Genomic DNA, 12175 nt, shown 5'->3' on the forward strand with positions numbered 1-12175 from the left:
CGTTAGAAAAACAAATTGAACACTTGGTATAGAAAAGCAGCAATTAACGCCGAAATCGGCAATGTGATGATCCATGTGAGCACAATCCGGCGGGCGACGCCCCATTTGACTCCTTTCACCCGCTGAGCGGCACCAACCCCCATAATCGCCGAGGAAATGACGTGCGTCGTACTAACCGGCAGATGGAACGTGGTTGCTGAAAAAATGATGAGTGCGGATGATAAGTCGGCTGCTGCCCCGTTAATCGGGCGGATTTTCATGATCTTTCCGCCGACCGTTTTAATGATTTTCCATCCACCGACGGCTGTCCCAAGCCCCATCGCTGTAGCAGCGGAAATGCGCACCCACTCAGGGATGTCGGTCGTCGCGTGATATCCGCCGGCGATCAATGCCATCGTAATGATCCCCATCGCTTTTTGGGCGTCGTTCGTCCCATGCGTATACGCCTGCAATGAGGCGGTTACGATTTGAAACAGCCGAAAACCTCTCGTCGTGCTGTATAAGTTCGCGTTTTTAAAGATAATGCGAAAAATCGTCATAACGACAAAGCCGACTGCTAACGCCAAGAACGGCGAAAAGATGAGCGATTGTAAAATTTTCAAAAATCCGCTGTAGTTTAAAATCCCAAACCCAGCCGCGGAAATCGCCGCTCCGGCAATCGAACCGATCAGCGCGTGCGAGGAGCTGCTCGGAATGCCGTAATACCAAGTAATCAAGTTCCAAGCGATCGCTGACGTGAGGGCGGCTAAAATAATGACCGGTCCGTTTTCTAAGGCAAATGGATCGACGATGTCTTTCGTAATCGTTTTGGCCACGCCCGTAAATGTCAAGGCACCAATGAAGTTCATCGTAGCAGCTAAAAAGATCGCGCGGCGCGGCGTGAGCGCTCTTGTCGATACAGAAGTGGCGATGGAGTTGGCTGTGTCATGGAAGCCGTTAATAAAGTCAAACGCCAGCGCAAAAACGACAATTAATACCGTCAAGACAAGGATCATATCCATGAAAACAACGTCCCCTTTTATGCGTTGCGCATGATGATCGTTTCAAGCGTATTGGCGACATCTTCACAGCTATCGGCAATCTCTTCAAGCATTTCATAAAGCTCTTTATATTGGATGAGCTTAATCGGATCTTTTTGCGTCACAAACAAGTTTTTGATCGAAGCGCGCAAAATTTCGTCACATTTTGTTTCATAGTCTTTAATCTTAATGGCGTGTTGACGCATATCGAGCAATTTTTTATGCGAAAGCAGCTCTAAGGCATGCACAATTTCGATCGTGCTTTGATAAATGTAGTCGAAAAACTTCACCATATGTTCGTCAATATCCGTAAACGAGAACATTTCGAACCGAGCCGAACATTGCTCAAAGCCATCAAGTACATCGTCCATTTTCATTGCTAATTGGTGGATGTCTTCCCGCTCAATCGGCGTAATAAACGTTTTGTTTAAATGAACGACGAGTTCATGGATGTATGAATCGCCTTTCCGTTCATACTCCTTCATGACGCGGGCGAATTCTTTCAAGTCGCTCACACTTTGAATTTTATACTCAACAAAATATTGAGCTGCTTCCTTTACATTTTCGGAGATCGTGAACAACATGTCGAAGAAAACGTCCTTTTTTGGCGAAAAAATCATACCGGACACCCTCCATTGTTGGAATCAAAAAAAATCACCGCTACCTATTTTAACAATTTCAACTTCATTTACAATAAGCAAATAAGAAACTTTACACGAAATTTACATTCCCTTTACGTTTTGTTCGCCTCTTTGTACTATGTAGCGTGCCAAAAGAAAGCTGGAGCTATGCAACTTCGCTCCAGCTCTTCAACCGCTTATTCAAATCGTTCGACAAACGCCGTCAGCGTTCGCACCATTACACCCGTCGCCCCTGCTGGGCCGAGATCACCGTCTTTCTTCGTGGTCGCCGTGCCGGCAATATCTAAATGCACCCACGGTGTGTCTTCAGCAAATTCGCCGATGAACGCCCCGCCCATAATCGCGTGCCCTTCACGTCCTGGAGAATTGTTTAAATCAGCAATTTTGCTGCTTCGCACCCGCTCGCGGTCTTTTTCCGTAATCGGCAGCCGCCAAATGAATTCCCCGGTCTCCATGGATGCTTCCAGCAGCTGTTCAAACAGCGCTTCGTTGTTCGTCATCGCACCGGTTTTATCCGTGCCAAGCGCAACGATCACTCCGCCGGTCAACGTAGCAACATCAATCAAATAACGAGCGCCATGCTGTTTCGCGTAGGTGATCGCATCGGCCAAAATGAGCCGTCCTTCAGCATCCGTGTTTCTCACTTCAATCGTTTTTCCGGAAAGCGATGTAATGACGTCATCCGGCTTAAACGCCTCAGCACTAATCATGTTGTCGGTTGCCGGAATGACGGCGAGCACGTTTTGCTCCGGACGGAGTTCGCCGATCGCTTCCATGGCACCGAGCACCGCGGCGGCGCCGCCCATATCTGTTTTCATGTCGATCATGCTGTCGCGCGGCTTCAGGCAATATCCTCCCGTATCAAATGTCACCCCTTTGCCGACGAGGCCGATCACGTTCTCCCATTGCTCTTTTCCTTGGTATTTTAGAACGATCAGCTTGGGCGGCTGCTTTGACCCTTGATTGACCGCCAATAGCGCGCCCATACCGAGCCGCTCCATCTCTTCTTTTTCCAAAATTTCATAGTCAAAATCGTACCGTTTCGCCAACTCCACGGCATAATCAGCCAAATCGGATGCCGTCAGCAAATTGCCCGGCGTATTGACGAGCGTGCGCGCTGAGTTGGTCGCCTTCCCGTATACGGAGCCGACAAATAAGCTTGCCTCGATTTCTGCCGCATCGGCCGCCGTATATACGGTGAGCGATTCAAGCGCATAGTCTGGTTCCGACTTTTTCTGCTTATAGCCTGGGAACTCATATGTCGCCAAATAGTACGCCTCGGCTAACGCATGCGCCGCCTCGTTCGGATCGACCGTTTCTGTCGTAAATGTGTCAAGAGCGATCGCGGCCTCGGTCCGTTTCGCCTGCTTCCATGTGCGAAACAGCTTGCCGAACACTTCACGAAGCCGTTCAAACGTCAGTTCTTCTTTTTTGCCAAAACCAACAAAATACAGCCGCTTGACTCCGGTCGGCAACATCGTATGAATGGTGGCAATGCGCCCCCGTTTGGCGGAAATGTCGCCTTCTTTCCGCAGGTTGGACAACTGTCCACCGAGACGGGAATCGTACTCGCCGGCAAGCCCAGACCACGAATCTTTCCCCTCAAACAATCCAATAGCCAACGCCTCGTGCACCACTTCTGCCGATGACCATGGTTTTACCGTAAACATTCTTTCATCCCTTTCATGGTGATTCATTCCATTTCTCATTATAGCGAAACATGGCGATTATTTCGATTGTCTAATGGATTTTCCCTCTTTTCTTTTACTAGAAAAACGGATGAGTCGTCGGAAACAACGGAAGGGAAAATGATGAGACAAGGCGAATGAGTAAAAAAACGATGGATGAAGAAAGGACTAGCGCCCATGAGAATCGTTTCTCTTTGCCCAAGCAATACGGAAATGCTCGCCTACCTTGGCCGGCTCGATGATGTCATCGCCGTTGACCAGTCTTCCGACTGGCCGCCCGCAGTAAAGCAGCTGCCAACCGTCGGGCCGGATTTGCGCATCGATATGGATGAAGTCGAGGCGCTCAAACCGGATCTCGTCGTCGCCTCCTTAAGCGTGCCTGGGATGGAGCGCAACGTCGAGGAACTCGCGCGCCGCCGCCTTCCCCATCTCGTGCTGGCACCCCATTCGCTTGACGACATTGCCTCTGATCTCCTTCGATTGGGGGAAGCGCTCGGTGAAAAACAAAAAGCGGCTGAACTGGCTCGCCGCTACCATGAATGTCTGAACGAGTACCGCGAATGGGCAGCCGCTGTCACCGAACCGGCCCGCCTGTATTGGGAATGGTGGCCGCGCCCATTGTTCACCCCAGGCGGTGCCAACTGGCTGAGCGAGCTCAGCGAACTCGCCGGCGGACGCAATATTTTCGCCGACTGCGCCAAAGCGAGCGTCCAGACGGAATGGGACGAAGTCGTCGCCCGCAACCCGTCGCACATTTTGCTTGTGTGGGTCGGCGTGCAAACAAAAAAAATGAACGCAAATGCCGTGACCAAGCGCCCAAACGCAGAACAAACCGAGGCAGTCCGCACCGGGCGCATCCATCTTCTCGAGGAGGCGCTCTATTGCCGGCCGTCGCCACGCCTGCTTATCGGATTAAAAAAATTAGCGCCGCTGTTGCATCCGGCGCTGTTCCCTCCCGCTGACGACAGCGACCCGCTCTTCGATCGCTGACGGGCGGGAGCCCCTCTATTAACTTTTCGACTCTAAGTATTGCTGGCGGAACACTTGCATCGTTTCATCCTCATTCAGCCGCGTCAACTCTTCCTCGGACAACGTGCCGTTTCCTTTTTGCACAATGTAAACTTTCACTTTCTTTTTTCCCCAATATTTATATACATCTTCGACCGTTTCATAGTATAAGTCAATGCGGTGGCCTTTGATCGCCCCGCCTTTATCGGCTACAACACCGAAGCCATAACCAGGGATAAACAAAATCGTGCCAATCGGAAAAATGCTTAAATCCGCCGCAATCGTTGAATAAAGGTCACGTTTCACACGCACTCCCGAGTACGTAATGCCGTACTCAGGATGATCAGGGGTTTTCCCGGTCGATTCGACGCCGGCCGTATAGCCGGTGGCTATGACTTCAACCGACGGATATTTCGACCAGTCAAACTGTTCCTCAAGCCGCGGGGCGGATCCGTTGTTGCTTTTGGCGCTTCCTTTCACTCCCCGATCCGGTTCATGATCTGCTGGTGAACCAATAAGCAAGGGACGGAGAACTGTGTTTGCTTCAACCCCGGAAATGGATTGAAATGTAGAGAGCAACGCCATGATGAACAACAGCGTCATCGCGATTCGGCGTGCCATTTGCCTAAAACAATCCAATGTCCTCAACTCCTCCCACACCTCTATTTATCTCCATCCAAAATCGAAATATTCATTGCAAGAAACACAAAAAACGAAAAACTGTTTTTTCAGAAACATCCGTTTTCGATTTTTGTTTCTCTCCTCGTATCATAAAGGCTTTATTCACCGAAACATTCGCCTATCCATTGGGCACGAAAACGGCCATGGGCGCATACGTTAAGCAAAAATAAAAACGCCCCCGCTTGCGCGGAGGCGCTTTAAAACATTTGATATCCTTTTGCCCTTAACGTCCGAATCGCCCACCCAGCACAAAGAGCGCCGGCAAAGCCGCTAGACAAAATCAACAAATCGGCGGCTGCCAATGAAGTGATTTTCCGGCCGAGTGCTGCGAACGAATCAGACGGTGCGGTCAAATAACGAGTCCAAGGCACATCGTCAATAATGAAGATCGCGACGATCGGAAAACAAACGGCCATAATCCATGTCATGCGCAGCAACATATTTAACAAAAACCCAATGCCAAAAAATAAGACGAAAAATAAAAGCATAGAAATCAGCACAACCGGCAAACTCATTTGCATCCGCCCTCAAACCTCCCTTACACTCTTTTTCAGTGTACTGGATGGGCGGATGACAGTCAATGTCAATGCTTGTCGTCTTCTTCTGGCTCACTTCCTGTTCCTTGGCAACCGTAGCACGTCTCCGAGCCGCCTAGTAAGAGCTGGACGTACCCGTGTCCCTCACAATACGGGCAAGCGTTAATCGTAACCGTTCTTCTCATTGATGTCCCCTCCACTTCTTTTCTGTTAATATATCAAAATTTTCTGTAAAAACAAACAACGATTCTCCCTTATTTTTGTTCATGTAAGCGAATACATCTGCATCTTACTTTTGTTTTCTTGATTATTCTTTATATTTTGATGATTTAAAATAAAGGCGGTATTTCGTGTACCCGAATGGATCACCTGGGTTTAAGCCATCATGGGGGGAAAGAGAGGCCAACGGTTCCAACGCCAACAAATAGCGAATCAGCCCTGATGTCGCTGGATCGTTACTAAGCGCCTCTTTACTTAAAAACGCTGCTGCATGCAGCTCATCTTTCTGCACGGTAATGTCTTTCGAGCGCGGACGAAGAAGAAAAATGGCCATATTGTCACTGATTTCTTCATTGATGACACCGGTGCGCAAGCCGAGAAAGGCGACCGGTTCGGCGTCGATCCCTGTTTCTTCCTTCACTTCCCGGACAGCTGCTTCATCAATCATTTCCCCCGGCTGGACAAACCCGGCCGGCAGCGACCATTTTCCTTTCAGCCCGCTATATTTTTTCTTAACGACAAGCCACTCCCCTGCTTCATTGATGACGAGCCCGGCCGCCGCAATCCATACGTTTCCGCGTTTGTTGTTCATTGTCCTCATCCTTTTTCCATATCGTTTGACACGATTTGTATTTCGACAAAGAAGCGGCCGTTCCCTGTTTTTTGCCATAACAAAAAAGCTTCCGCCATCGCGGAAGCTTTCGTGACCGATTAGAAAAATTTAAATTTCCCTTTTTTCATGACAAGCGACGAACCGCCGATTAAATACAAGGCGCGGTTGTCAATCACTTTTTTCATGAAGCTAGCCTTCGTTCCCCACAATTTTTTGCCGAATACAACACCGATCGCATCATCATGGCCAAGCGAGCAGACCGTCCCTTTAATATCGGGTTTGAACGACTCGAGTTCCCCTTGACCGCGGATGAGCACGGCCAAGTTTTTCGCACACAGCTGGCCTTCTTGCATTGCGATTTGAGCCGTTGGCGGATACGGACGGTTCGTTTCTTCATTAATGATGAGCGCACAGTCACCAACGACGAAAATGTCTTCATAACCAGGAGCGCGCAAGAACGGGTCGACTTTAATGCGCGAGCGCATCGTTTCAAACCCGGATTGTTCAAGAACGCTGCTGCCGCGGACGCCAGCGGCCCAAACGACGGTACCCGCTTTAATTTCCTCGACTTCGTCACCTTTGGCGACAATGATTCCATCCGGTGTGCACTCTTTAATCGCCGTGCCGATTTTAAATTCGACCCCTTTGCGTTCAAGCTGGCTGACCGCGTATTCAACAAGCTCCGGATCAAAGCCTGGCAACACCGTCGGCGCCGCTTCAACACAAATGATGCGCACTTTGTTCGGATCAATGTCATACTCGCGGCACAACTCCGGAATCCGGTTGACGAGTTCGCCTAAAAACTCGATGCCGGTGAACCCTGCCCCGCCGACAACGATCGTCAGCCGCTCGTCTTTCTTTTCCTCTTCCACATTGTACGTCGCAAATTGATACTCAATATGTTCGCGAATTTGCCGCGCTGCATTGACATTGGCGATCGAAAATGCGTATTCTTTCAATCCTTTAATGCCGAACGTTTCCGATTCAAACCCAAGGGCGATGACAAGGTAATCGTACTCCAATTCGCCATTTTCGAGCAGCACTTTCTTTTCATTCGGAGCGATTTTTGTGACAGTGTCTTTAATAAACTTTACTTTGTTTCGGTCGATGACATCAGCGATCGGGTAGCGGACGCGGTCATGGTGCAACGTCCCAGCCGATGCTTCATGAAGCCAAGTTGTCTCATAATGATAGTCATGCTTGTTCACTAACGTAATATTCGCCTCGTTCACCCCGATAAGCTTTTGCAGGCGAACCGTAGTCATGAGTCCGCCATAACCGGCCCCTAAAATGACGACATTTGGTTTTCTCACCTGAATCACTTCCACCCTTTTTAATTTTTTTCCACGCGTTTCTTATAGCTTTTGCTGCTATCCCCGTTTTTATTGAGCGAAGTTTGTGAAAATATTCACGTTATTCTACAAAAAAATGTCGATAGACTGTCACAAAAAATTAACAATCTCTCCACAACAATATTAGTTCTTTTTGCTCCTCTTTTCAAGCCTTTTTTTCGACTGCATCAACAAAAAAATTGAACGTTATAACCGCCTACATTTATGGTAAGATAAACTTGTAGTGCCATTATTTTATGCGGGGAGGAATGTCGGTGAGAGAAGATCGGAACGTGTATGATGTAACGGTGATCGGCGGCGGGCCGACTGGGATGTTTGCTGCGTTTTACGGCGGCTTACGCCAAATGAACGTGAAGATCATCGAAAGCCTTCCTCAGTTAGGTGGGCAACTGGCCGCTTTATATCCGGAAAAATACATATACGACATCGCTGGATTCCCAAAAGTGCGCGCCCAAGAACTCGTTGATCAACTGAAAGAACAGCTAAGCAGATTTTCGCCCACCATTTGCTTGAACCAGTCAGTGGAAATGCTGGAAAAACAAGAAGACGGAACGTTCAAACTCACAACGGACAAAGAGATCCACTATTCGAAAACCGTCATTATCACCGCTGGAAACGGAGCTTTTCAGCCGCGTCGGCTCGAGATTGATAGCGCTTCCCAATATGAAGGGAAAAACTTGCATTATTTTATTAGCGACTTACAACAGTTTGCTGGGAAGCGTGTGCTCGTCTGCGGCGGGGGTGACTCGGCGGTCGACTGGTCGCTCATGCTCGAACCGATCGCTGCAAGCGTCACGATCGTTCATCGCCGCGATAAATTCCGCGCCCATGAACACAGCGTCGAGCAGCTGATGAATTCGCGCGTACAAGTGAAAACACCGTACGTGCCCGCTGAATTAATCGGCGATGAACACGGCATCCGCCAAGTCGTCCTCGAACATGTGAAAGAAGGAGCGAAAGAAACAATCGATGTTGACGCCGTTATTGTCAACTACGGTTTTATTTCCTCGCTCGGTCCGATCAAAAACTGGGGGCTTGACATCGAAAAAAATTCGATCAAAGTCAACTCGCGGATGGAGACGAACATCCCGGGCGTATATGCAGCCGGCGACATTTGCACATATGACGGAAAAATTAAACTAATCGCCTGCGGCTTCGGCGAAGCACCGATCGCCATCAGCAGCGCCAAAACGTATATCGACCCGACGGCACGGATGCAGCCGGCACACTCGTCGTCCCTTTTTTAAGCAAAGAGCGTCCCGAATGGGACGCTTTTTCGTTCATGCACGTTCGCCTTCGTTGGCGGCCGCCTCTTGTTCGCCGTCCTTTCTGGCCACAAGAGCGGGCAACTTCTCTGTCTCCTTGTTTACGGCCTTTTCCTTCCATGCCATTTGGAGCTCTCCCATAGACCGCTTTCGCCAACTGAGTGAATCGGCTTGCTTCCGACAGACGAAATCAATAATGATGAGAAACCGGTTTGTCGCCTCGATATTGTCAACCGTTTAACATTGCTCCGGCGTGCCGGCGTTTGTGGCCGTGCGGAATGACGAGCCGCAGCCGCATGTTGCAATGGCGTTCGGGTTATTGATCGTAAACCCGCCGCCAAGGAGCGACTGTTTGTAGTCAATGACCGTGCCGCGCAAAATGGGGGCGCTGTCGCGGTCGATCAAAATTTTAATCCCGTGCTGTTCCAATTCGATGTCATCATCGTTCCGCTCGTGCGCAAACCCCATGCCGTACGACAGCCCGCTGCAGCCACCGCCATGGACGCCGACGCGCAAATAGGCGTTTTCCTCTTCCTGCTCTTTCATCATGTCTTTAATTTGAAACGCTGCCGCTTCCGTCAGCGTAATGATCGCTTCGGTCATACCGATCCCTCCTTACTTATAGTATATCGTTTTGTCTTTCGGATGCTCAACCGTTCTGCCCGCCTCGGTAATAATACACACCGGTGCACACCGTTTCGGCTGGGCCGGTCATGCGCACTTTTCCGTCGTGTCCCCAGGTGATCGTCAAATCCCCGCCAGCTAAGTGAACGACCGTTTCCACCCCACGCGCCGTTTTGCCGTTTAACACAGAAGCAACAACCGCCGCACATGCCCCGGTGCCGCACGCCTGCGTGACGCCTGAGCCGCGCTCCCAAACGCGAAAGTGAAGCTCTCGCACACTGACTACTTCGACAAATTCGACGTTCACCCCTTCTGGAAAACGGGCATCCTTTTCGACGACTGGGCCGAGTGTAGTCACTGGTGCCTTTTCAATATCATCCACATAAAAAATGACGTGCGGGTTGCCCATCGATACAGCCGTAATTTCATACTCACGACCGTCAATCGCAAACGACTCGGCAACGACTTGCTCCGCTTCCGGTCCGGTCATTGGAATGGCGCTCCGCCGAAGGCGCGGCTCGCCCATATCGATCGTCACGCTCGTCACCTCGCCGTTTTCCACGGTCACTTCAGCCTCGACGAGCCCGGAAAGCGTTTCGATTAAAAACGAGCGGTCACGGACGATGCCATGCTCGTAGGCGTATTTCGCCACACAGCGCAAGCCGTTGCCACAGTTCTTTCCTTCCGAGCCATCGCTGTTAAAAATGCGCATTTTCACTGGCGCTTGCTCCGATGGGCAAATGAGAATGAGGCCATCGGAACCGATGCCGGTGTGGACATCGGCCACAGAGCGGGCGATCGCCGGCAGGTCTTCTTCCGGAAGCGTTTCACGGAACAGATCGACGTATATATAACTATTCCCCAACCCATGCATTTTCGTAAACGAAAACGAGTACACGGTATGCCCCTCCTCATGATTTTCACTTTCTTATGTATAACAATACCGCCCCTTGGACAAAATGGGAATATCCCCCGTTTTTTCATATACATTGAAGAGGATGCCACCTTGTGGGCATCCTCCTTTTTACGTTAAAACATCGGGTTTTCCTCAAGATGCCGATAAATATTTTCCACAAGCTGCTCTGGCGTCTCACCGCTGACAAACTCGCCGTTCACGAGCGCAAACAACGTATCGGCGCAACGCGTGCAATAGCTTAAGCAGCTGTATTCGATAATATCCAAATTCGGATCTTTTTCGAGTATTTCCATCGCTTTCTGCGATCCGCTTGCTAAGTTGCTGATGCAAAACTCGATGATTGGTAAGATCATGGGTGTGTTCACCTTCCTGATTCCCATCGTAGCGGTTTTGCGCCACGGCGTCAACGAACATGCTCGCTAGGCGGTTGGACAGAAAAATTGTTGTTCTTTTGTCACAATTTCGCTATACTTTTTTATGGCATTGGCGGCTTGAGAAACTGAACAAAAGGGGACTTTAGCCATGAAACATCTCGTACTGCTTGGCGGGGGATACGGCAATATGCGCATTTTGCAACGCCTTCTCCCGGATGGAGTGCCAAACGACATTCATATTATCCTCATTGATCGCGTTCCATACCATTGTTTAAAAACAGAATATTACGCTTTAGCCGCAGGGACCATCAGCGACCACCATATTCGCGTCCCATTTCCGGAACATTCACAACTTACATACCAGTTTGGCGAAGTCGTCTCGATCGACCTCGACAAACAGCTCGTCCATCTGAAGGATGGAAACTCCATCCGTTACGACGAACTTGTTATCGGGTTGGGCTGTGAAGATAAATACCACGGGGTGCCGGGCGCTGAGGCATACACGTACAGCATTCAGTCCATCGACAAGGCGCGCGCTGCCTATGAAGCGCTGAACAACTTACCGCCAAAAGCAACGGTCGGCATCGTCGGCGCCGGCTTAAGCGGCGTTGAGTTGGCAAGCGAACTGGCGGAAAGCCGCCCGGACTTGCACGTGAAGTTGTTTGACCGCGGGGAACGCATTTTGCCGATGTTCCCAAAACGGTTGAGCGATTACGTTGAACGATGGTTTGTCGAACACCACGTCGAAATCGTCCGCCATTCGAATGTCACGAAAGTCGAGCCGGGCGTCTTGTACAATCATGATGAGCCGGTGCCTTGCGACGTCATCGTCTGGACGGCCGGCATTCAGCCAAACCGCGTCGTCCGCGAACTGAACGTGGAAAAAGATAAACAAGGCCGCGTCGTACTGACAAAACAGCATTACATCCCTGGCTATGAAAACGTATACGTCGTCGGCGACTGTGCGAGCTTGCCGCATTCGCCAAGCGCCCAACTCGCTGAAGCACAAGCGGAGCAAATCGTTCAAGTGATGCAAAAACGGTGGAACGACGAAGAGCCGCCGAGCGAATTCCCGCCGATCAAATTAAAAGGCATTCTCGGTTCACTCGGCAAAAAGCATGGCTTTGGCCTTGTCGCTGACCGCCCGCTTACCGGCCGGGTGCCGCGCCTGTTAAAGTCAGGCGTTCTTTGGATGTATAAATACCATAACGGCTATTAAGCCATCTTACAGAGCTAGTG

The 12175-nt window shown here is 50.1% G+C and carries 14 protein-coding genes; 3 read left to right on the plus strand and 11 right to left on the minus strand.

Features of this window, described 5'->3' with window-relative positions; translation table 11 throughout:
* Window positions 1–2: 2 nt before the first annotated feature.
* The 3 genes from DSM465_RS0114815 to DSM465_RS0114825 all read right to left on the minus strand — a co-directional run bounded on the left by DSM465_RS0114815 (window position 3) and on the right by DSM465_RS0114825 (window position 3330).
* Window positions 3–1001, minus strand: a complete 999-nt coding sequence (locus DSM465_RS0114815) for an inorganic phosphate transporter (protein ID WP_029761681.1) — start codon at window positions 999–1001, stop codon at window positions 3–5.
* A gap of 17 nt (window positions 1002–1018) precedes the next feature.
* Window positions 1019–1639, minus strand: a complete 621-nt coding sequence (locus DSM465_RS0114820; RefSeq protein ID WP_008881816.1) for a DUF47 domain-containing protein — start codon at window positions 1637–1639, stop codon at window positions 1019–1021.
* A gap of 197 nt (window positions 1640–1836) precedes the next feature.
* Window positions 1837–3330 (minus strand): leucyl aminopeptidase, encoded by a 1494-nt coding sequence (locus DSM465_RS0114825; RefSeq protein ID WP_029761683.1) that lies wholly within the window; start codon window positions 3328–3330, stop codon window positions 1837–1839.
* Window positions 3331–3525: 195 nt separating this feature from the next.
* Here DSM465_RS0114825 and DSM465_RS0114830 point away from each other — a divergent pair, with 195 nt between their 5' ends.
* The gene (locus DSM465_RS0114830; protein WP_029761684.1) at window positions 3526–4338 is read left to right on the plus strand and encodes a cobalamin-binding protein; all 813 of its coding nucleotides are present in this window, start codon (window positions 3526–3528) and stop codon (window positions 4336–4338) included.
* Window positions 4339–4356: 18 nt separating this feature from the next.
* Here the strand turns inward: DSM465_RS0114830 and DSM465_RS0114835 are convergent, their stop codons facing one another.
* The 5 genes from DSM465_RS0114835 to DSM465_RS0114860 form a co-directional block, all read right to left on the minus strand.
* Window positions 4357–4977 carry a 3D domain-containing protein gene (locus tag DSM465_RS0114835; protein WP_029761685.1) on the minus strand — a complete coding sequence of 207 codons (621 nt, stop codon included), beginning with the start codon at window positions 4975–4977 and terminating at the stop codon, window positions 4357–4359.
* A gap of 257 nt (window positions 4978–5234) precedes the next feature.
* Window positions 5235–5558 (minus strand): YuiB family protein, encoded by a 324-nt coding sequence (locus DSM465_RS0114840; protein ID WP_008881820.1) that lies wholly within the window; start codon window positions 5556–5558, stop codon window positions 5235–5237.
* Window positions 5559–5620: 62 nt separating this feature from the next.
* Complete coding sequence (locus DSM465_RS19465) at window positions 5621–5758, minus strand: YuiA family protein (RefSeq protein ID WP_008881821.1); 138 nt, start codon at window positions 5756–5758, stop codon at window positions 5621–5623.
* A 122-nt stretch (window positions 5759–5880) separates the two neighbouring features.
* A complete protein-coding gene (locus DSM465_RS0114850; RefSeq protein WP_008881822.1) occupies window positions 5881–6384 on the minus strand; it encodes an NUDIX domain-containing protein in 504 nt (167 codons plus the stop codon).
* A 119-nt stretch (window positions 6385–6503) separates the two neighbouring features.
* On the minus strand, window positions 6504–7727 hold the full coding sequence (locus DSM465_RS0114860; RefSeq protein ID WP_011888116.1) for an NAD(P)/FAD-dependent oxidoreductase: 1224 nt from the start codon (window positions 7725–7727) through the stop codon (window positions 6504–6506).
* 278 nt (window positions 7728–8005) lie between these two features.
* On the opposite strand from DSM465_RS0114860, the gene DSM465_RS0114865 reads away from it, so the two are divergent.
* Window positions 8006–9004 carry an NAD(P)/FAD-dependent oxidoreductase gene (locus DSM465_RS0114865; RefSeq protein ID WP_029761686.1) on the plus strand — a complete coding sequence of 333 codons (999 nt, stop codon included), beginning with the start codon at window positions 8006–8008 and terminating at the stop codon, window positions 9002–9004.
* 255 nt (window positions 9005–9259) lie between these two features.
* Here the strand turns inward: DSM465_RS0114865 and erpA are convergent, their stop codons facing one another.
* The 3 genes from erpA to DSM465_RS0114885 form a co-directional block, all read right to left on the minus strand.
* On the minus strand, window positions 9260–9625 hold the full coding sequence (gene erpA / locus DSM465_RS0114875; RefSeq protein ID WP_008881826.1) for an iron-sulfur cluster insertion protein ErpA: 366 nt from the start codon (window positions 9623–9625) through the stop codon (window positions 9260–9262).
* A gap of 46 nt (window positions 9626–9671) precedes the next feature.
* A complete protein-coding gene (dapF, locus tag DSM465_RS0114880) occupies window positions 9672–10544 on the minus strand; it encodes a diaminopimelate epimerase (protein ID WP_029761687.1) in 873 nt (290 codons plus the stop codon).
* A 131-nt stretch (window positions 10545–10675) separates the two neighbouring features.
* Entirely contained in the window at window positions 10676–10915 is a 240-nt protein-coding gene (locus DSM465_RS0114885) for a YuzB family protein (RefSeq protein ID WP_008881828.1), read from the minus strand.
* Window positions 10916–11084: 169 nt separating this feature from the next.
* Here DSM465_RS0114885 and DSM465_RS0114890 point away from each other — a divergent pair, with 169 nt between their 5' ends.
* Window positions 11085–12155: an NAD(P)/FAD-dependent oxidoreductase gene (locus DSM465_RS0114890; protein WP_029761688.1), complete on the plus strand. Its 1071-nt coding sequence runs from the start codon at window positions 11085–11087 to the stop codon at window positions 12153–12155.
* The last annotated feature ends 20 nt before the right edge of the window (window positions 12156–12175 follow it).

Origin of the sequence: Geobacillus thermodenitrificans subsp. thermodenitrificans DSM 465 (genome assembly GCF_000496575.1) — a bacterium.
Classification (GTDB): Bacteria; Bacillota; Bacilli; order Bacillales; family Anoxybacillaceae; genus Geobacillus; species Geobacillus thermodenitrificans.

What these genes read in the sequence shown, in the direction of transcription:
- DSM465_RS0114815 (WP_029761681.1), bottom strand. Translation starts at nt 1,001, where the DNA reads ATGGATATGATCCTTGTCTTGACGGTATTAATTGTCGTTTTTGCGCTG.
- DSM465_RS0114820 (WP_008881816.1), bottom strand. Translation starts at nt 1,639, where the DNA reads ATGATTTTTTCGCCAAAAAAGGACGTTTTCTTCGACATGTTGTTCACG.
- DSM465_RS0114825 (WP_029761683.1), bottom strand. Translation starts at nt 3,330, where the DNA reads ATGTTTACGGTAAAACCATGGTCATCGGCAGAAGTGGTGCACGAGGCG.
- DSM465_RS0114830 (WP_029761684.1), top strand. Translation starts at nt 3,526, where the DNA reads ATGAGAATCGTTTCTCTTTGCCCAAGCAATACGGAAATGCTCGCCTAC.
- DSM465_RS0114835 (WP_029761685.1), bottom strand. Translation starts at nt 4,977, where the DNA reads ATGGCACGCCGAATCGCGATGACGCTGTTGTTCATCATGGCGTTGCTC.
- DSM465_RS0114840 (WP_008881820.1), bottom strand. Translation starts at nt 5,558, where the DNA reads ATGCAAATGAGTTTGCCGGTTGTGCTGATTTCTATGCTTTTATTTTTC.
- DSM465_RS19465 (WP_008881821.1), bottom strand. Translation starts at nt 5,758, where the DNA reads ATGAGAAGAACGGTTACGATTAACGCTTGCCCGTATTGTGAGGGACAC.
- DSM465_RS0114850 (WP_008881822.1), bottom strand. Translation starts at nt 6,384, where the DNA reads ATGAACAACAAACGCGGAAACGTATGGATTGCGGCGGCCGGGCTCGTC.
- DSM465_RS0114865 (WP_029761686.1), top strand. Translation starts at nt 8,006, where the DNA reads ATGTCGGTGAGAGAAGATCGGAACGTGTATGATGTAACGGTGATCGGC.
- erpA (WP_008881826.1), bottom strand. Translation starts at nt 9,625, where the DNA reads ATGACCGAAGCGATCATTACGCTGACGGAAGCGGCAGCGTTTCAAATT.
- DSM465_RS0114885 (WP_008881828.1), bottom strand. Translation starts at nt 10,915, where the DNA reads ATGATCTTACCAATCATCGAGTTTTGCATCAGCAACTTAGCAAGCGGA.
- DSM465_RS0114890 (WP_029761688.1), top strand. Translation starts at nt 11,085, where the DNA reads ATGAAACATCTCGTACTGCTTGGCGGGGGATACGGCAATATGCGCATT.